Origin of the sequence: Corallococcus praedator, from assembly GCF_003612125.1 — a bacterium.
In the GTDB taxonomy this organism is placed as follows: Bacteria; Myxococcota; Myxococcia; order Myxococcales; family Myxococcaceae; genus Corallococcus; species Corallococcus praedator.
In genome coordinates this window covers 22,021-41,594 of sequence record NZ_RAWI01000035.1, presented here as the reverse complement: position 1 = coordinate 41,594, position 19,574 = coordinate 22,021, and the positions used below count along the sequence as shown (strand labels likewise).

The 19,574-nt window shown below is 67.4% G+C and carries 14 protein-coding genes; 9 read left to right on the top strand and 5 right to left on the bottom strand.

Going from position 1 to position 19,574, the window contains the following annotated elements; all coding sequences use genetic code 11:
- The first annotated feature begins 144 nt into the window (after positions 1-144).
- From D7Y13_RS07165 to D7Y13_RS07135, 7 genes are all read left to right on the top strand, one after another.
- Positions 145-1,743, top strand: coding sequence for an ABC-F family ATP-binding cassette domain-containing protein (locus D7Y13_RS07165; protein WP_120535691.1), 1,599 nt, complete (start codon positions 145-147; stop codon positions 1,741-1,743).
- 179 nt (positions 1,744-1,922) lie between these two features.
- Positions 1,923-7,106 (top strand): PDDEXK-like endonuclease domain-containing protein, encoded by a 5,184-nt coding sequence (locus tag D7Y13_RS07160; RefSeq protein WP_120581931.1) that lies wholly within the window; start codon positions 1,923-1,925, stop codon positions 7,104-7,106.
- Positions 7,107-7,139: 33 nt separating this feature from the next.
- Positions 7,140-8,702, top strand: coding sequence for an SNIPE associated domain-containing protein (locus D7Y13_RS07155; protein ID WP_120581930.1), 1,563 nt, complete (start codon positions 7,140-7,142; stop codon positions 8,700-8,702).
- An 87-nt stretch (positions 8,703-8,789) separates the two neighbouring features.
- A complete protein-coding gene (locus D7Y13_RS07150; RefSeq protein WP_158620239.1) occupies positions 8,790-10,526 on the top strand; it encodes an SIR2 family protein in 1,737 nt (578 codons plus the stop codon).
- A 6-nt stretch (positions 10,527-10,532) separates the two neighbouring features.
- Positions 10,533-11,195, top strand: a complete 663-nt coding sequence (locus D7Y13_RS45135) for a hypothetical protein (protein WP_147444132.1) — start codon at positions 10,533-10,535, stop codon at positions 11,193-11,195.
- A 469-nt stretch (positions 11,196-11,664) separates the two neighbouring features.
- Positions 11,665-12,060: a hypothetical protein gene (locus D7Y13_RS45660; RefSeq protein ID WP_233595234.1), complete on the top strand. Its 396-nt coding sequence runs from the start codon at positions 11,665-11,667 to the stop codon at positions 12,058-12,060.
- A gap of 46 nt (positions 12,061-12,106) precedes the next feature.
- Positions 12,107-12,595 carry a hypothetical protein gene (locus tag D7Y13_RS07135; RefSeq protein ID WP_120535688.1) on the top strand — a complete coding sequence of 163 codons (489 nt, stop codon included), beginning with the start codon at positions 12,107-12,109 and terminating at the stop codon, positions 12,593-12,595.
- A 66-nt stretch (positions 12,596-12,661) separates the two neighbouring features.
- On the opposite strand, the gene D7Y13_RS07130 is transcribed toward D7Y13_RS07135, so the two are convergent.
- From D7Y13_RS07130 to rfbB, 5 genes are all read right to left on the bottom strand, one after another.
- Positions 12,662-13,723 carry a YihY/virulence factor BrkB family protein gene (locus D7Y13_RS07130; protein WP_120581926.1) on the bottom strand — a complete coding sequence of 354 codons (1,062 nt, stop codon included), beginning with the start codon at positions 13,721-13,723 and terminating at the stop codon, positions 12,662-12,664.
- Positions 13,724-13,899: 176 nt separating this feature from the next.
- Entirely contained in the window at positions 13,900-14,445 is a 546-nt protein-coding gene (rfbC, locus tag D7Y13_RS07125; RefSeq protein WP_120535686.1) for a dTDP-4-dehydrorhamnose 3,5-epimerase, read from the bottom strand.
- A complete protein-coding gene (gene rfbA, locus D7Y13_RS07120) occupies positions 14,442-15,323 on the bottom strand; it encodes a glucose-1-phosphate thymidylyltransferase RfbA (RefSeq protein ID WP_120535685.1) in 882 nt (293 codons plus the stop codon). Before rfbA ends, rfbC begins: the two co-directional genes overlap by 4 nt.
- Before the next feature lie 88 nt (positions 15,324-15,411).
- Entirely contained in the window at positions 15,412-16,311 is a 900-nt protein-coding gene (locus tag D7Y13_RS07115) for an SDR family oxidoreductase (RefSeq protein ID WP_120535684.1), read from the bottom strand.
- Positions 16,312-16,314: 3 nt separating this feature from the next.
- Positions 16,315-17,340, bottom strand: coding sequence for a dTDP-glucose 4,6-dehydratase (gene rfbB, locus D7Y13_RS07110; protein WP_120581925.1), 1,026 nt, complete (start codon positions 17,338-17,340; stop codon positions 16,315-16,317).
- Between the two features lie 114 nt (positions 17,341-17,454).
- Here rfbB and D7Y13_RS07105 point away from each other — a divergent pair, with 114 nt between their 5' ends.
- Positions 17,455-19,092: a glycosyltransferase gene (locus tag D7Y13_RS07105; RefSeq protein WP_120535682.1), complete on the top strand. Its 1,638-nt coding sequence runs from the start codon at positions 17,455-17,457 to the stop codon at positions 19,090-19,092.
- Positions 19,082-19,528 (top strand): hypothetical protein, encoded by a 447-nt coding sequence (locus tag D7Y13_RS07100; protein ID WP_120535681.1) that lies wholly within the window; start codon positions 19,082-19,084, stop codon positions 19,526-19,528. Before D7Y13_RS07105 ends, D7Y13_RS07100 begins: the two co-directional genes overlap by 11 nt.
- Positions 19,529-19,574 lie beyond the last annotated feature (46 nt).

The following is a 19,574-nucleotide window of genomic DNA, read 5'->3' as shown; positions in this document are numbered from 1 at the left end:
GGCCAGGGGGGGCCTGGAAACGGGGTGGGAAGCCGGCATTTCCGGGGCGTGCCGGCGGTTACATTGGGTCCTCCGGTACGCCGCCGGGCCCCGATTCACCGCGCGTCTTTGGTGGACGCGCCATTTCCGCTACAAGCCGCCGCCATGTTCAACGTCATCAACGTCTCCAAGGCCTATGGGCCCAAGAAACTTTTCGAGGAGGTCAACGTCGCCTTCTCGCCGGGCCGTCGCTACGGCCTGACCGGTCCGAACGGGGCCGGCAAGTCCACCTTCATGAAGATCCTCGCCGGTGACGAGGAGCAGGACATGGGCGACATCATCCGCCCGCGCAAGCTGGGCATCCTGCGCCAGGACCACTTCCGCTACGAGAACGACCGCGTCCTGGACGTGGTGCTGATGGGCAACCGCCACCTGTGGGCGGCGATGGATGAGAAGAACAAGCTGCTCGCCAAGTCCGACATCACCGAGGAGGACGGCAACCGGCTGGGTGAGCTGGAAGGCGTCATCGCGGAAGAGGACGGCTACTCCGCGGAGAGCGACGCGGCCACGCTCCTGGCGGGCCTTGGCATCGACGAGGCCTTCCACGAAGAGCCCATGCGCCAGCTGACGGGCGGCCTGAAGCTGCGTGTGTTGCTCGCGCAGGCGCTGTTCGGCAAGCCGGACGGGCTGCTGCTCGACGAGCCCACGAACAACCTGGACATCGATTCCATCCGCTGGCTGGAGACCTTCCTCCACCAGTACGAGGGCGTGCTGATCACCATCAGCCACGACCGGCACTTCCTGAACTCCATCTGCACGCACATCGCGGACATCGATTACGAGACCATCATCCAGTACACGGGTGGTTACGACGACATGGTCCGTCAGAAGTCGCAGCTGCGGACCCGGGTGGAGTCGGAGACGGAGGAGAAGAAGAAGAAGATCCTCCAGTTGCAGGACTTCGTGGCGCGCTTCCACGCCGGCACGCGCGCCTCGCAGGTGCAGAGCCGCATCAAGCAGATCGACAAGCTGAAGACGGAGGACCTGAAGCGCTCGAACATCGCGCGGCCCTTCATCCGGTTTGATCAGAAGGTGGTCAGCGGCCGGCAGACGCTGATGTTCGAGGGCCTGAAGAAGTCCTACGACGGCGTGCAGGTCATCAAGCCGTTCACCGGCCTGGTCTGCAAGGGCGAGCGCATCTGCGTCATCGGCCGAAACGCCGTGGGCAAGTCCACGCTGGTGAAGATGCTGGCCGGAAAGACGGAGCCGGACGCGGGCACCATCACCTGGGGCCATCAGGCGTCGGTGGGCTACCTGCCGCAGGACCACCACGGGGTCATCTACAAGGGCACGACCTGCTTCGGCTACCTGCGGGAGATCAGCGAGAAGCTGACGAACGAGGAGATCTCCGGCGTGCTGGGCCGGATGCTGTTCTCCGGTGAAGAGCGGATGAAGAACACGGACACGCTCTCCGGTGGTGAGACGGTGCGCGTGCTCCTGTCGAAGCTGATGATCATGCAGGACAACGTGCTCATCCTGGACGAGCCGACGAACCACCTGGACCTGGAGTCCATCGCGGCGCTGGCCGAAGGCCTCCAGAAGTTCGAGGGCACGGTCATCGTCGTCACGCACGACCAGGAGCTCATCTCCGAGGTCGCCACGCGCATCTGGAGCCTGGAGGCGGGCAAGGAAGTGCTCGACTTCAACGGCCCCTACTCCGAGTTCCGCGAGAAGCACGCGGACGCGGCGATGAAGCGCCGGTAGTCCACGCGCAAGCGCAGTCCCCATCGCCGCCCGCCTCCGGAGCCTCCGGAAGCGAGGCGGCGATTCCATTTGGAGTTGTCCATACCCCTCACGGGGGATGCCCCCGCTCCGCAGAAAGCGTCAGAACACTGCGTGCCAGGTCGCCCTTCGCGTGACGACCCGGGGAGGGGCACGCACCGATGACTCCGCAAGATCCGGTCCTGCTGAAGGAGCTTGAACGGCAGCGCACGCGGCTCCTGGATCTGAGTGCATCCAATCGGCTCCTCCACTTCCGGCATACCGTGCGGACGTCGCTGCGGCTGGTGGATGAGCTTCCCGGCATCATCTTCGAGCGGTTGAGCAACCATCGCGCGCTCACGTTCCTGCCAGTGCCTGAACCCGAACGCGAAGCTCCCGCGAAGGAGCCGCGTCCCGGAGTGCTCACGATGGAGGCCGTCGCGCCTCCCGTGTCCCGGCAACGGCTGGCGACCCAAGAGGCCGAACGGCTGGGCATCGACACCCGCTTCGAGCTGCCGCTTGCCACAACGGACGGTGCAGCCGGTTCGCGCAAGCACCAGGACCGCCACGTCCAGACGCTCTACTTTCCGGAGGAGTTGGAGTCCCAACTGCGTCAATTGCAGGGACTCGCGCAGACCGCCATCCAGGAGACGGGGGCGAACCTGCTCCACCTCGTCTTCGGATTCCTGCGCTGGTACGAGCCAGGGGATGTCGCGCGCGAGAAGCCGCGCAGCGCGCCACTGGTGCTGATGCCGGTCAGCCTCCGGCGCAACGCGCCTGATGCGAAGACGCAGGTCCACGCCTACGAGGTGGACTACAACGAGGGAGAGTCCATCGAGCTGAACCTCACGCTCCAGGAGAAGCTGCGGCAGGAGTTCGGCATCGCGCTGCCCGTGTTCGATGCGGACGAAGGACTGGAGGCGTACTTCGCGAAGGTGAACACGCTCCTGGCGAACGTGCGTCCTGGGTGGGGGTTGGAGCGGCAGGTCACCCTGACGTTGCTGTCCTTTGGACGGCTGCTCATGTGGCGGGATCTGGAGCCGGGTCGCTGGCCCGATTCGAGCCCCCTGCTGTCCAGTCCCCAGGTTCGGACGCTGCTGGGTGGCAGGCAGGAAAAGGAATCCAATGGCGGCGCCGCACCCGCCATCGCTGAGCGCCGGAGTGATGTCTATGACCTGGACTCACCTGCGCTCGCGTCGGAGGTCCCTCCGCTCATCACGGACGCGGACAGCAGCCAACACAGCGTGCTGGTGGACGTGCTTCGGGGCGAGAGTCTGGTGGTCCAGGGCCCCCCGGGCACGGGGAAGTCCCAGACCATCACCAACCTCATCGGCGCGGCGCTGGCGGCGGGCAAGACGGTGCTGTTCGTCACGCAGAAGATGGCGGCCCTGGAGGTCGTCTCCCGACGACTCCAGCAGGCGGGGCTGGGCGACTTCTGCCTGGAGCTGCACAGCCACAAGACCCAGAAGCAGCAGTTCATGGAGGACCTGCGCAGACGGCTGAAACAACGGCCCACGGCAGTCGCGACAGGACCCCTGGGAGCCCAGGTCACGCAGGCCATTGGCGTCCTGCGCGCGCACACCGAGCGACTGCACTCGGCCCAGGGAGGCCTGGAGCTGACGCCGCACGACATCTTCTGGAGGGTGAGCCGGTCCGAAACAGAGCTGGGGGATGAAGTCGCTGCGCTCAAGGACGTGCGCATCGAGGCGGCCGCGAGCGTGTCCCCCACGGCACTGGAGGAAGTGCGCGAAGCGCTCCGGGGACTCGCGGCGCAGTTCAAGGACATCCTCCGCGTCGCGCCCCTGCCCTCCGAGCATCCCTGGTCCGGGATCAAGAATCCCAACCTGAGCGCCGGGGATTGCCAGGCGCTCATTGAGCGGACCACCGCATGGAAGGAAGCCGCGCTGGGCCTGGAGCAGTCCCTGGCGGCACTGGCCCCCCTCACGGGGATGGCCCTCCGGAACAGCGCCCTCGCGGCGGACGCCTTCGTGAGCGCGGTGCATCTGCTGCCCGAGCCCCCGACGCCACCTCGTCCTGGCCTTAAATCCGCCCTCCTGGAGCCTGCGAACCGTGACGCCTTGCGCTCGCTCCTGGATGCCATCGAGTCGGTGCAACGGCAGTGGGCAGGTCTGGAGGCCGCTTGGCGCTCCCGCGAGGACCTGACCGCGGAGGCCCTGAAGGGTGCGGAGGCGCTGCTGGACACCTGCCTGCGGCTCTTCACCCCGGACACCCCGCTGCTCACCGTGGCGCGGGCCCGTGAAGCGGTGGAGCACGCGCTGGCGGCGGTCGACCAGGGACGTGCGTTCGCGGAAGGACTCGCTCCCGTGTTGGGGCTCGAAGGGCCTTTGACGCCCGCGATGATCCAGACGCTCGCGCGGGTCGTGGATGCGATGGCGGGGCTGGACGACGGCGCCCTGGACTGGCGCGATGCCCGTTGGGTGACGCCAGCAGCGGAGGAGCTGCTGCGAAACGCGGCGCGCACCCGCGACGACCTGGACGAACAGGCGCGAGCCCTCGCCGTCCGCTTCATGCCCGAGCTCGTCCCCTCCCTGGAGACGCTGAAGGCGCATGCCGTCGCCGTGTCGACCGCACCGTTCATCCCGTGGCTGTCGCGGGGGTGGCGCTCCGCGCGGCGTGACTTCCAGGCCATGGCCCATGGTCAGCGGCCGACACGGCCCTTGCTGATCCTCGGGTACAACGACCTGCTGGCGCATCACGCGGCACGTGAGCGCTTCCAGGCGGACGCCTCTCTGCGCGAGCTGTTGGGCGAGCGCTTCCAGGGAACCGCGACGCGCTTCGATCGACTCCTTTCGTGGGTGGAGGTCTGGAGGAAGGTGGAAGCGCTGCTGCGCCCCATGGGCACCAGCGTCGAGCCCCTGGCACGCATGGCCCTGGAGTTGCCCGCGAATCGCTGGCGCGAGGCGATCGCCAAGGCCTCGGCCCAGGGGGATGCGCACAGCCAGGCCCGCAACGTGAGCGACGCGGTTCGGGAAGCCGCAACGCGCATGCACCTGCGGAAGAACTCGTGGAACACCGAACCCGTGTCCCAGGTGAAAGCCAGCCTGGGTGCGCTCCGCGTCCACCTGGGAGAGGTCCTGGACCAGGCCCGCAGGGCGGATGCGCCGCCTTCACTGCCCCTGGTCCAGCTCCAGGCCCAGGTGCGCACCGTGCGCGAGGCGTGCGAGGCAGCGGAGCGACTGAAGGACCATGCGGCGGCGTCCGCGTTGCTGGGCACGGAGTACCAGGGAAGGAAGACGCTCACGGCCGGCCCCCGGGCGCTCGCGCGCTACGTCGATGACGTGCTCGCGGCGCCCCTGCCCGAAGGCTTCGCGGGCTGGCTGCTGCGGGAGGACACGGTGCGTCGCCACGCGGACCTGGGGGCGCGGAGCCACGACGTGGAAGCCCGCCTGCGGGACTACCGTGACGCGACAGCACGGGCGCAGGAACTGGGACACATGGAGCCCGGAACCTGGGAGGACGCGGCCTCCGAGTCACCGCTCGCGGCCACCGTGCGGCGGCTGCACAGGGCGCTGGAGCGCGCGACCACCCTTCCCGGCTGGGCCGCGTACCAGCGGCACCGGCACGCGGTGACCCGCCTGCGCTCCACCGCCGCGTTCCTGGCGCGGATCGACTCCCGGCCTGCGCTGGCGACGAAGCTGCTCGCCGCCTTCGACGCTGTCTTCTTCCGGTCCCTCGCCGAGTCCGTCTTGAGGGAACAGCCGGAGCTCGATCAGTTCACGGGCGCCGTGCACGCCGCGCAGCGGGAGGACTTCGCGCGACTGGATGCACAGCTCATCGGGCAACAGGGACCGAACCTGGCGCATCAGCTCAGCCGTCGGCCGGTGCCGCAGGGCGTGCACTCGCAGAAGGTGGCGGGCCTGACGGAGGTACAGCTCATCCAGCACGAGTTGGGCAAGAAGCAGCGCCACGTCTCCATCCGTGAGCTGGTGCAACGCGCGGGAAGCGCGCTCCAGGCGCTGATGCCCTGTTTCATGATGGGTCCGCAGTCCGTGTCCCAATACCTGCCACCCGGGCACCTGCGTTTCGATCTGGTGGTGATGGATGAGGCCAGCCAGCTCCGCCCGGAGGACGCGCTGGGCGCCATCGCCCGGGGCAGCCAACTGGTGGTGGTTGGAGACCCGGAGCAGCTTCCGCCCACGAGCTTCTTCGCGCAGCTCGAACGGGACGACGACGACACGGGTGACGAAGCCACTGAGCCCGAGGAGGCACGGGGCCCGTCCCTCCTGGATGAATCGGAGAGCATCCTGGTGGCCGCCGCGCGGCGCTTCCCCATGCGCATGCTGCGCTGGCACTACCGCTCCCGGCACCCGGCGCTCATCTCCTTCAGCAACCGGGAGTTCTACAACGGAGACCTCATCGTCTTTCCCGCGCCCGGACAGCACCTGGAGGGGTTGGGGCTGCGCTTTGAACGGGTGAAGGACGGGCTCTATGAGTCCAATCGCAACGAGCCCGAGGCCCGCGCGGTGGTGGAGGCCGTGCGGCAGCATGCGCACACCCGCCCCACCCAGAGCCTGCTGGTCGTCACGCTGAACTCGAAGCAGCGGGAACTCATCGACGCGCTCGTGCTGGCGGAGGAGAAGAAGGATGCACGGCTCGCGGCCTTCCTGGCGTCCTGGGCGAAGACGCCCAATCCCTTCGATGTGAAGAACCTGGAGAACGTCCAGGGCGACGAGCGCGACGCCATCTTCGTCTCGGTGACGTTCGGCAACGATCGGGAGAACCGTTTCCGGAAGAACTTCGGGCCCATCAACCAGGCGGACGGCTACCGACGCTTGAACGTGCTCTTCACCCGGGCACGGTGTGCGCTGACGGTGTTCGCGTCGTTCGACCCAACGGACCTCAAGGTGCAGGAGAGCAGTCCCCGGGGGATGCGCGTCCTGCAGCGTTACCTGTTGGAGGCCCAGGGTGCCATCGTGGCCCACGGCGTGGGCAGTGGACGCCCGCCGGATTCGGACTTCGAGGTGGCGGTGGCGAAAGCGCTCGCGGCACACCACTACGAGGTCGTGCCCCAGGTGGGCGTCGCGGGCTATTTCATCGACATGGCCATACGGCATCCCCGTCATCCCGGCCGTTACATCCTGGGCGTGGAGTGCGACGGTGCGCGCTATCACAGCTCACGATCCGCCAGGGATCGCGACCGGCTGAGAGACCAGGTGTTGACGGGGCTGGGGTGGCGGCTGCATCGCATCTGGTCCACGGATTGGTTCCGCTCACCCTCGGAAGAGGTTGCGCGGATCATCGCACGCATCGACACGCTGCTCCGGGAAGAGGACGCGGCGGAGCTGCCCGTGGTGGTCCGCGACGACCCGCCCGCCGAGGGTCGGATGCGTTCCCTGAGTGCCTGACCTAGACTTTCCCGCTTCGGTGGGGGGACACCCATGTCAATCATTGCCATTTCGCTGGGAGTGCTGACCCTTCTCTTCGTGGGACTGTGGTTCCGGACCCGGCTTCAGCTCCAGGCCGTGCAGGATCGGTTCAAGCCCATCCTGGACCTGGAAGCCGAGAGGCGCCGGGTCGCTGAAGAACTGACGCGCTCGCGAACGGACGCGGACGCGGCCATGGCGTCAGAGAAGAAACGCGTCCAGGAGGAGCTGGCTCGCGCACGGAGCGAGGCGGACGGTGCGCTGGCCGCGGAACAGAGGCGGGTGGAGACACAGCTTGCGAAGGCGAAGGCGGATGTCGAGCAGGCCGTCGCCGCGGAACAGACGCGGGCGAAGGCGGAGCTGACACGCATTCGCGACGAAGCCACCCGGACAACGGAGGCCGCGAAACGGGCCATGGCGGAAGCGGAGGCACGGCGGCTCCAGGCGAACACGGAGCGCACGGCACTGGAATCGGGAATCGGCCGATTGAAGGCGGAGCTGAAGCAGTTGGAGGAGGAGGCCGTCCTGCTCTCCTTCGGGTTCTACAAGCCCGTGTATGCCCTCTCCTCGGTGAAGGAATACGAGGACCGGCTGGAGACGCTCCGCGAAGGCCAGAAGCAGATGTTGAAGGACAAGCAGGCGGCAACGTGCTCGTTGGAATGGGAGGTCAACGGCAGCAAGGCGGAAGGCAGGAAGCAGACGGACCGGACGCTGAAGCTGATGCTGCGCGCCTTCAACGGCGAGGCGGACGCCTGCATCGCGAAGGTGACGTACAAGAACGTAAAGGCCATGGAGACGCGCCTCGAGAAGGCGGCAGCGGCCATCAACAGCCTCACGGAGATCCAGCAGTGCGTCATCGTGCGCAAGTACGTGAAGCTGAAGCGGGATGAGTTGCTCCTGGCGTACGAGTACTCGGAGAAGGTGCAACAGGAGCGGGACGAACAGCGCCGCATCCGGGAGCAGATGCGGGAGGAAGAGGCCGCCCAGAGAGAGCTGGAGAAGGCGAAGCTGGAAGCGGAGCGTGAAGCCAAACGCGATGCGGACGCCCTGGCCCGGGCCCGGCTGGACTACGAAAAAGCCAAGGGGCCCGAACAGCAACGGATGCAGGAACGCATCGCGGAGTTGGAGCGCCGGGTGGCCGAGGACATGGAGAAGCAGCGGGCCATCTCCCAGGCGCAGCTCACGCGGACGGGACACGTCTACGTCATCTCCAACATCGGCTCGTTCGGGGAAGGCGTCTACAAGCTGGGGATGACGCGAAGGCTGGTGCCGCAGGACCGCATCGACGAATTGGGGGACGCCTCCGTCCCCTTCGAGTTCGACGTGCATGCCATCATCCGGACCTCGGATGCTCCCGCGCTGGAGAGCGCACTGCACCGCGCCTTCACGGACCGGCGCGTCAATCGCATCAACGAGCGCAAAGAGTTCTTCCGCGTCAGCCTGGAAGAGATCGCCGCGGCTGTCCGCAAGCACCACGGAGAGTTCGAATTGACCCAGCTCGCGGAAGCGGCGGAGTACCGCAAGACGTTGGCGCTCCAAGAAGAGGAGCGCGGAGCCACCGCAGCGCAGGCGGCGTGAACTCGGAAAAGTGCACCTGTCTGATACCCTTCCAGTTCAATGTCCTCTGACAACTCCCTTCCTCCACTGGACGCACTTCGCAGCGCCTTGCAGGCATCCACCCCCAACAAGAAAATCGCTTTTCTCGTTGGGTCGCCGCTCTCCACGCAGGCGAAGGAAGATGCCCCTCAGGTTCCAGGGGTGGAGGCGATGCTCGAACTCATCCGAAAGCGCGTTCCGGCCAAGCACCTCGAGCAGTTCGACGCAGAACTCAAGGCCGGCAAAAACAACCGCTATCAGTGGGCAATGAAGTTCCTCCAGGATCGCAGCAACAGAGGCATCGCCAATACCGTCATTCGCGAGGCGGTCCTTAGAGCCCGAACAAACGCACGGAATGAGTCTGGACTCACGGAAGCACAGCTCGATGACGACTTCAGCGGCTGGGCATTGCCCCCTGCGACACTCCATCTGGGCAAGCTCCTCGCGGACCATCCCGAACGCTTTGGCCCCGTCCTGACAACGAACTTTGATCCCCTCATCTCCGCATCCGTGAAGATGGCAAAAGGGGAATTCCTCCGGACTGTGGTCGACCGGGATGAGCCATTCAGCCAAGCCAAGCTCTCAACCCCCAATGTCGCCCACATCGTTCACCTCCATGGTTACTGGCTCAACGGCGAAACCCTCCACACCCCCATGGAAATCGCTCGTGAACGCAAGCGCGTTACGGCCGACATCATCAGACTCCTCAACACCCACACCCTGATTGTCGTTGGATACGGCGGATGGGACGATGTCTTCACCCAAACGCTCTCATCCATCGCAGCTGATCGCCACCAGAACGTAGACATCCTCTGGGCCTTCTACGACAGCGAAACCGTCGTTGTCGAAGCGAGAAACAAGCACCTCTTCAACCAAATCAGAGAGCTGACTGGCCGTAACCAGCTTCGCATCTATGGTGGCATCAACTGCCATGAACTCTTCGCGAAAATCCGCGAGGACTTCGACACGCCTGGAGCCCCTTCCGCCATCGGTGAAGGTGACCTGGACGCGAAGCGTGCAACAGTCCCGGATCAACGGGCTGGCGGTACTGGCGATTCACACCCGGCCCAGGCCCCTGTCAACGCGTCAACGACCCGGCCTCGTCCGCCCCATTCGCCGCGCCCTGAATCCGCCACGACGCAACCGGCACCAACGGGCCCCGTCATCGCCGTTTCCCCTGCGAGCACGGTTTCACCAGCCATCAATCAGGCGTCGTCACCTCCCCAGAAGGACCGCTCCACTGCCAACTGGCTCGTGCCGGTCCTGGCGCTTCCGCTGTTCGTTGGCGCCTTCGCGCTGGTGACCCAGAGCAATGAACACAGGGAGGTCGGCACGGATATGCCGCCGCCCAGAAATGCGATTCCCAACCCGCAGAAACCCGTGTTCACCTCTTTCCCTGCGCCCGCCGAATCCATCAGCATCCTGCGACAGCAGCACCGGGTCTCGGTTGCATTGACAGCGGAACGTGCTTCACACGTGGATCAGCTCCCCCGAGGCCGGTATGCCTTTGTCCAAATGGAGAGCGTTCCCTCGTTCAATGCGAAGACTCCGCTTTTCGGTAGCCTCCGGGATGGCATCGAACTGCATCGCACCCCCAACGACGAACTCTTCTTCGTCGGCTACGTCGACCCTCAGAGCAGAGCCACCCTGCGTTCGAAGCAAGCCACGAGCGTGGCACTCGTTCCAAGCCCAAGTGATAAACGACCTCAAGCTGTAAGCATTCCTGTTGCCAGGCTGACCACCGCGGAAGTGCGTCAGGACAACGGAACCCGCGTCCTTCTTCTTGATCTGAACGGTTCCCGGTAGCCCTCCATGAATCGAATCCTCTCCCTTGTTTTCATGATGTCCTTCCTCTTCGTGACTGGCTGCCCAGGACCCGCTGAAGATCCTACGGTCGATGAACAACCGCCGCCCCTCGACGAAGTCTGTAACGCAGGAAATTGCACCACAGGCTGTTGTGATGCTTTGACCAACAAGTGCATCACGACCCGGGGCGCCGAAGCGTGTGGTCTCAACGGAAGCGTCTGCACGAAATGCGCGTCCGGAATGGTGTGTCATCCGACGAGGCAGGAGTGCATCACCCCGGTCATCCGAACGCGGCTCAGGGCGCTTCGCGCTACGCTCACGGCTCTTGATCCTTCGGATGACAGCGACTGGGACCTTGATGGCTCTCCCCCGGATGTCGTGGTCGAGTTGACCTGCCCCCAGCCGGAGCCGCTGGTCTCCCTCACGGAAGAGATTGAGAGCCTGACCCCTCAGTGGACCAAGGGTGGCTGCGATGTCCTCGCCCAGGACCTCCTCGCGGCCCCCATCCAGTTCAGGGTCATTGATGTCGACGCGTTCTTCGACGACGAGATCACCGTCGCCCAATATCAACTGACCCAAGCGGACCTCGACCGGCGCTCGGTGGATGTCGCGATTCCCGAGGCCGTTACCTCCCTGGTCTTCCAGCTCGACACCTATCTGACCGAATAGTCGGAGCCCTGTGGCAGGGGGTTCCATCGCTCCTGGATGCGGAGGGCCGTGTGTTTTCGGAGCCCTTCCCCACCAGCCGTTCGCGGCGGAGAAGGCCGTCCAGCGCGAGCCAGCACTCGGTCAATGGCGTCCATGAGCCTTGATTGTACCGCGCTGTGGGGAGCCAGCATGCAGCCATCGCAGGGCGTGGTTTGATACCACTCCCCCAGGTCTGCCAGATTTCGCCGCTGCCCTTATGAGAAGACCCGCGTCCCTCCTACTCGCCCTGACCTGCGCGCTGCTCCTCTCCGCGTGCGGGCCTTCGGAGTGCACCCCGGACAACTGTCGGGACGGGTGCTGCGGGGCGGACGACACGTGCATCCGCTCCCTGGGGGATGATGCCTGCGGCCCCAGGACGGGTGGCACGTGTGAGGGCTGTGCCGAGGGCTCGGTCTGCCACCTGCAAAAGCAGACCTGCATCGTGGGCGTGATGCGCACGCGGGTGCAGCCCCTCGCGGCGTCCATTCTCGATTTCGACCCGCTCGACGAGGAGGACCCGGAATGGGATCCGGATGGCTCGCCGCCGGACGTCGTCGTCGAGATGCGCTGCCCTTCCGCCTCCGAGCGCTCGCGCACCGAGACCGTTCAGAGCCTGGAGCCCCGGTGGTCTGCGGGGAGCTGCCAAGTGGTGTCGTCCAACCTCCTCAAGAACCCTATCGAGCTCTCCATCTTCGACGTCGATGACTTCTCCTTCGATGACGAATTCGGCACGGTCTACTACCAAGTCACCCGCGCCGACCTGAACCGGGGCTGGTTCGAGATCGACATCCCCGAGGTCGTGACGGCCCTGAGAGTCGGCCTCACCCACATCTATTCGGAACATTGAGCCGCTCCCACGTAACCCGCCCGGGCCCCCCGGCGTAACGCAGGGAATGCACCCGCGCCCCCTGCTGCTGTCCCTCCTGCTGCTCGCCAGCGCCTGTGGCCCCTCCTCGTCCGTGGATGAGGGCCTGGGCGTCGTCCAGGAACTCGATACCTCCGAACAGGGCATCACCGACTTCGTGCGCTCCGGCCGCTACAAGTCGTGGCTCGCCGAGCCCACCGTCCACGAAACGCGCGCGCCCCACGGCAGCAAGGTCCGCGTCTTCTTCAACGACCGCGTCGTGGGCTCGCTGCGCGACGGCAATGCCACACACCCCGTGGGCAGCATCCTCGTCAAGGAGCTGTTCGAGAAGGACGGGAAGACCCTCCGGGGCCACGCGCTGGACGTGAAGGTCGCCGACGGCGCCGGCAAGGACACCTGGATCTTCTACGAGGGCTTCGGCCCGAACTACGACAGCAACTACTACGGCCGCGGCCACGACACCTGCCACGGCTGTCATTCGGACGGGAAGGACTACGTCACCACGCCCCTGCCCTGAAACGACCACGGGCGGCCTTCCCCAAGGAAGACCGCCCGCCGTCGTCACGCCCCGTGTCCGTGCCGGCTACCGCGCCGGAGACTTGCGGCGCATCAGGAACACCCCCAGGCCCACGCCCGCGGCCACCTTCGCCGCCGCCGCCAGGGGCGTCTTGCTCAGCGGCACGGGCGCCGTGGTGTACGGCGGCACCGGCGGCTTGGGACGGAAGTCCGTGGCTCCAGGCAGGTCCGCGCCCTTCTCCTCCGCCTCCGTCTTCGTCACGTTCGGGCCGGCCGCATCCGGATCGCGCTGACCCGGCGACTTACCGTCCGGCGACTTGTGCTCCAGGATGCCGTTGATCTCCGCGCCCAGCAGGATGACCTGGCAGGAGATCCACATCCACAGCAAGAGCACGATGACACCACCGATGGCGCCGTAGTTCACGTCGTACGAGCCGAAGTTCGCCACGTACATGGAGAACGCCCACGACGCGGCCACCCAGATGAGCACGCCCACCACCGAGCCCGGCGTGATGAACTTGAACTTCTGCTTCACGTCCGGCAGCGCGTAGTACAGGTACGCCCACAGGCACATCATCAGGAGCCCCGCCACCGGCAGGCGCAGCCACATGATGACGGTGCTCAGCGGCTCACCCAGCTTGTTCGCCACCGCCGGCGTGACGACCGCGACGAGGGCCGCCAGCACCGCCGTCACCGCCGTGCCCAGCGTCGTCAGGAGCGCGATGCCGCGCTTCTTCCAGAACGGGCGCTTCTCCTCCACGCCGTAGACGGTGTTGAGCGCCTCCATCAGCGCCACGATGCCGCCCGACGCCGCCCAGATGGCGCCCACGCCACCAATGGTCAACAGCCCCACCGGGTTGCTGTTCGCCAGCGCCTCCAGCCGCTCACCCAGGATCTTCGTCACCTCCTGCGGCGCCACGCGCGACAGCTCCTGGACGAGCTGCTGCGCCTGATGCGGATCAATCAACACGCCCGCGAGCGACACGAGGAACAGCAGGAACGGGAACAGCGCGAGGATGCCCTGGAACGTCAGCGCCCCCGCCACGTTGCCCACGTTGTCCCGCCCCCACTCGGCCTTGAGGGACTTGAAGAACTCCTTCCAGCTCATTCCCTTGCCGGGCAAAACCATGCTGCCTCCTCCGAGGTGTGGCCACGACTGCTCGGAGGAGATTGGGCATTCCATCCCCTGACTGGCGTCCTCCTCGCGGAAGTCGCCCGCCTCCCTGCCTGCTGCCCGCGCAGGGAGACCGGAATGGCAAGCCCCCACTTCGCGTCCGCCCGCCTGCTCCAGACGTCGGACAACCGTCAGAAAACGGGCAGGACCGGGGCGTCCTTCAGCCGGGGCGCCTGCTGATCCTTGCCGGACAGCAGCGGCGCGCTCACCGGCCAGGGGATGGCCAGGTCGGGATCATTCCAGTGCACGCTCCGCTCGGTCTCCGGCGAGTACAGCGCGGTGCACTTGTAGAAGAAGTCCGCGGAGTCGCTGAGCACGCAGAAGCCGTGCGCGAAGCCCGGAGGCACCCAGAGCTGGCGCTTGTTCTCGAACGACAGCTCCGCGGCCACCCAGCGGCCGAACGTGGGCGAGCCGCGCCGCACGTCCACCGCCACGTCCCACACCGCGCCGGACAGGCACTGCACCAGCTTGCCCTGCGCGTTCGGCTCCTGGAAGTGCAGCCCCCGCAGGGTGCCCTTCACGGAGCGCGACAGGTTGTCCTGCACGAAGGGGCCGGTGATGCCGGCGTCCGCGTAGCGCTTCGCGTGGTACGACTCGAGGAAGAAGCCCCGGTCGTCGCCGAACACCTTCGGCTCCACCAGGAGGACTTCGGGAAGCTCCAGGGGGGTGACCTTCACGACACCGCTCCCCGGTTCTCGATGAGATCCAACAGGTACTGGCCGTACTCGTTCTTGCGCATGGGCGCCGCCAGCGCCGCCAACTGCTTGTCGTCGATGTAGCCCATGCGGAAGGCGATCTCCTCCGGGCACGCGACCTTGAGGCCCTGACGGCGCTCGATGATCTCGATGTAGTTGGACGCCTGCATCAGCGACTCGTGCGTGCCGGTGTCCAGCCACGCGTAGCCCCGGCCCATCAGCTCCACGTTGAGCTGCCCGCGCCGCAGGTACTCGGCGTTCACGTCGGTGATTTCATACTCGCCGCGCTTGCCAGGCTTGAGGTTGGCGGCGATGTCCACCACCTGGTTGTCGTAGAAGTACAACCCGGTGACGGCGTAGTGCGACTTCGGCTTCGCCGGCTTCTCCTCGATGCTCACCGCCTGGTGCTGCGCGTTGAGCTCCACCACGCCGTAGCGCTCCGGATCCTTCACGTAGTAGCCGAACACCGTCGCGCCATGCGTGCGACGCGAGGCGCGCTGCGTGAGTTCGCCCATGCCGTGGCCGTAGAAGATGTTGTCGCCCAGGATGAGGGACACCGGGTCCTTGCCCACGAAGTCGCGGCCGATGACGAAGGCCTGCGCCAGCCCCTCCGGCTTCGGCTGCTCGGCGTACTGGAAGCGCACGCCCCACTGCTCGCCGTCCCCCAGCAGTTCGCGAAAGCGCGGCAGGTCCTGCGGCGTGGAGATGATGAGGATCTCCCGGATGCCCGCCAGCATCAGCGTCGTCACCGGGTAGTAGATCATCGGCTTGTCGTAGACGGGCAACAGCTGCTTGCTCACCACGCGCGTCAGCGGATACAGGCGCGTGCCCGAGCCGCCGGCGAGAACGATTCCCTTCATGGATGCTCCTTGCGTTCCACGCACCCGGCCCGGGATTCCGGCGGATCGCGTGGAGGGATGCGCGCGGCCGGCCGCCACGCGCGGATGATCAAACGGGACGGTTCGCCTTCCACGCCGCGTGGAAGCGCGCCAGCGACTCGGCCAGCGCCAACGGCTTTGCTTCCAGTTGGTCGCGCACCTTGTCCGTCGTCAGGCCACTGCGCAGCGGCCGGGGGCTCGCGAGCTTCAGGTCCGCCATCCGCGTGGGCGTGATGAGCGACGCGTCGAAGCCGAACACCTCGCACAGCGCCCGGCCAAACCCCACCCGGTCGATGACGGTGCCACCGCAGGTGTTCCACACCCCGCCCAGCCGCCGCACGCCCAGCTCCGCCAGCATCGCGGCCACGCTGTCCGCGAAGCTCGGGGACACCACCTGGTCCTCGAAGAGCTTCACCGGCTGCCCCTTCTCCAGCGCGCCCACCAGCCAGGCGCCGAAGTTGGGACGGCCCGCCGCCGGCCAGCCGTACACCACCGCCGTGCGCGCGATGGCGCAGCCCGGGACGAAGGTGCGCGCCGCCTGCTCCGCCATGTGCTTGGTGAGCGCGTACACGCCCTTCGGGTTGGGCAGCGCGTCCTCCGCGTACGGGCCCGCGTCCCCGTCGAACACGTAGTCCGTGGACACGTGCACCAGGTGCGCGCCCACCGCCCGGGCGCCCCGGGCCACCGCCGCCGTGGCGGTGACGTTCGCCGCGAAGGCGGCCTCGGGGTCCTTCTCGCACGCGTCCACTTCCGTCATGGAGGCAGGGTGGATGATCACCTCGGGCGCGCTCGCGGAGAGCGCCTGGGCCACGTCCGCCTCACGCGTGAGGTCCACCTCCACGTAGCGGTGCGTCCCGCCGGTGCGCCGGGGGCCGCGGCCCAGGCCCACCACGTCGTGTCCCTGCTGGGTCAGCAGCGCGCAGACGCGGCTGCCCACCAGGCCGTTGGCCCCCGTGACGAGCAAGCGCATGGCCTAGCCCTTCCCCTGGAGGCGGGCCTTGTACTGGGTGTCGAAGTACTGGCGGTAGGCGCCGCTCGTCACCCGCTCCCACCAGGCGCGGTTCTCCACGTACCACTTCACCGTGTCCGCCAGCCCCTGCTCGAAGGTCTGCTGCGCCTTCCAGCCCAGCTCCGTGCGGATCTTCGTCGGGTCGATGGCGTAGCGCCGGTCATGCCCGGGCCGGTCCGCCACGTACTGGATGAGGGACTCGGGCTTGCCCAGCAGGCCCAGGATGCCCTTGACGATCTCGATGTTGCGACGCTCGGAGCCACCGCCGATGTTGTAGACCTCGCCGGCCCGGCCCTTCTCCAGCGCCACCAGCAGGCCCTGGCAGTGGTCCTCCACGTGGAGCCAGTCGCGCACGTTGGCGCCGTCGCCATAGACGGGCAGCGGCTTGTCGTGGAGCGCGTTGACCACCATCAGCGGGATGAGCTTCTCCGGGAACTGGTAGCGGCCGTAGTTGTTCGAGCAGCGCGTCACCACCACGTCCATCTTGAACGTGTGGTGGTACGCCAGCGCGACCAGGTCGGAGCTCGTCTTCGACGCCGAGTACGGGCTGGACGGCTGCAGGGGCGAGCTTTCGGTGAACGCGCCCGTGGGCCCCAGCGAGCCGTACACCTCGTCGGTGGACACCATCAGGAAGCGCTTCACGCCCCGCGCCCGGCTGGCCTCCAGCAACTGCTGGGTCCCCAGGACGTTGGTGGTGACGAAGATCTCCGGCCCCAGGATGGAGCGGTCCACGTGGCTCTCCGCCGCCAGGTGCATCACCGCGTCGATGGAATGTTGCACCATCAGGTGCTCCACCAGCTCACGGTTGCCGATGTCGCCGCGGACGAAGACGTGCTTCGGGTCTCCCTCCAGGTCGGCGAGCGTCTCGAGGTTGCCCGCGTAGGTGAGCTTGTCGAGGTTGACGATCTTCCAGTCAGGCCGTTCGCGACGCAGGTACTTCACCAGATTGGAGCCGATGAAGCCGCAGCCCCCTGTCACCAGGACGTTCATTGACAAGCCACCACTCGGACGCAGGAGAAAGCGCCCTCCGTATCGGAGGCAGGGGAGCCCCGTCAAGGCAAGGCCGCGCCCACTTGTCCCCGGTGCGTGCCGGTTGTAAACGCCATGGCCAACGTGAGCCTCTGGAACAGCAAGCGAGGGACCGCCTCCCGGAGTGTCGGGAGGGTCCACCAGCTGGTGTCGCACCTGGCCTGGGGCGACGCCGTGGGCAATCAGGTGCGCTACCTGCGGGACCTGCTGCGCGGCTGGGGCTTCGACTCGGAAATCTACGCGAATGAGTGGGACGAGGCCTGCCGCGACCAGGTGCGGCCCGCCCGGGACTATCCGCGCGATGCCAGCTCCGACAGCGCGCTGCTCATCCACCACAGCTTCGAGTCGCGCCTCGTCCCCCTGGTCGCCAAGGCGCGGGGGCGCAAGGCGCTGCTGTACCACAACGTCACGCCCACCCGGTTCTTCGAGGGCGTGGACCGCCACGTGGCGCAAGGCTGCACGGCGGCGCGCGAGGAGCTGCGGGCGCTGCGCGACCACGTGTCGCACGCCTGGGCCTACTCGCACTTCAGCGCGGAGGAGCTGGCCGCCGCGGGCTACCGCGACGCCTCCGTGCTGCCCTTCGCGGTGGACTGGAACGCGTTCGACGTGCCGCCGGACCCGGCGCTCCGGGCGCAGGTGGAGGATGGGTGCGCGAACATCCTCTTCGTGGGCCGCACCGTGCCCAGCAAGCGCCTGGAGGACGTGCTGCGCGTCTTCACCGCCTACCAGCGCCTGTACCAGCCGCGCAGCCGGCTGCTGGTGGCGGGGACGCTGTCCAACAGCACGCCCTATGACGCGTCGGTGATCGCCCTGCGCGAGCAGCTGGGCCCCGAGCGCGTCGTCTTCCTGGGACGCGTGGACGCATCCCAGCTGTCCGCGTGCTTCGCCTCCGCGACCGCCTACCTCTCCATGAGCCGCCACGAGGGCTTCGGCGTGCCCCTGCTGGAGGCCATGTACCGGGGGGTGCCGGTGGTGGCGTACGGCGCCGCGGCGGTGCCGGAGACGATGGGCGGCGCGGGCCTCACCACCCTGTCGGACGACCCCGTGGAGGTGGCCGGGCTGCTCGCGGTGCTGGAGCGCGACGCGGCCCTGCGCGCGCAGGTGGTGGCCGCCCAGCGCGACCGGCTGGCCCCGCTGGACCAGCAGACGGTCGCCCGGCGGGTGCACGAGGCCCTGACCCCCTTCCTGGAGGGCCGCTCTCCGGTGCAAGCGAAGCCCGGGCCGGATGCCGCCACGGTGGTGTGCCCGGGCTTCGACACGGCGCCGGACGCGCCCATGTCCCGCTTGGCGCGCGCGGTGGTGGACCGGATGCCCGGCGCGAGGCTCTGGACGGTGCGGCGCGGGGTGATGCCGCTGCAACTGGCGCCGCGTGAGGAGCGACGTGAAGGCACGCCGGTGTGGCACTTCACCCCGGATGAACCAACCTCCCCCGCGAGCTCGGATGCGCCCGCGTCCTCTTCCCTGGAGACGGGCGTGCGCTGCGCCACCGGCCCCGTGCTGTTCGCGGGCGCGGAGGAAGTGGCCCGGCGGACGGCGGCCCAGGTCCAGGCCCACGCCTGGGGCGTCTGGGAGGCCCGCCGCGCGCCGGACGCGGGGGTGCGGCGGTTGCTGGGACCGCGCCTGAAGGAGCTGAAGCCCGACACGGACGTGGACGCGCTCGCGAGGGACCTGGCCCGGGAGCTGGACGCAGGAGGACGCACGCATGCGCGCTGAAGACCTCATCAGCACCCACCCCACCGCGGAGGCGGTGGCCGAAGCCCTGCGCCGGCTGCCGCGCCCCGAGCCGGAGAAGGTGGACGCGCTGCGCAGCAGGTTCACCGCCACCCTGGCGCCGGCCTCCAGCGCTGCCTGGCCGCACTTCCTGGAGGGTGCGCGGCGCAAGCGCGACAGTCGCTACGCCGACGCGCCCACCTCCCACCGTCCCGTGGTGGGGCCCGCGCTCGTGATGGCCAAGCGCGCCTTCCGGCTCGCGTTCCAGCCCTTCATCAACGAAGCGCTGCGGCGGCAGGTGGAGTTCAACGAGTCCATCCTGGACGCGCTCGCGCTCATCTACGAGCACCAGCGGACCCAGGCGCGCACGCAGGCCCTGTGGCGCCAGGAGGTGGACAAGCAGTTGGAGCAGCTGGCCGCCGAGCGCAAGAAGCCCTGAGCGACGCGGGCCCGGTACACGGACTCGAAGGCTTGCCTGGACCTTT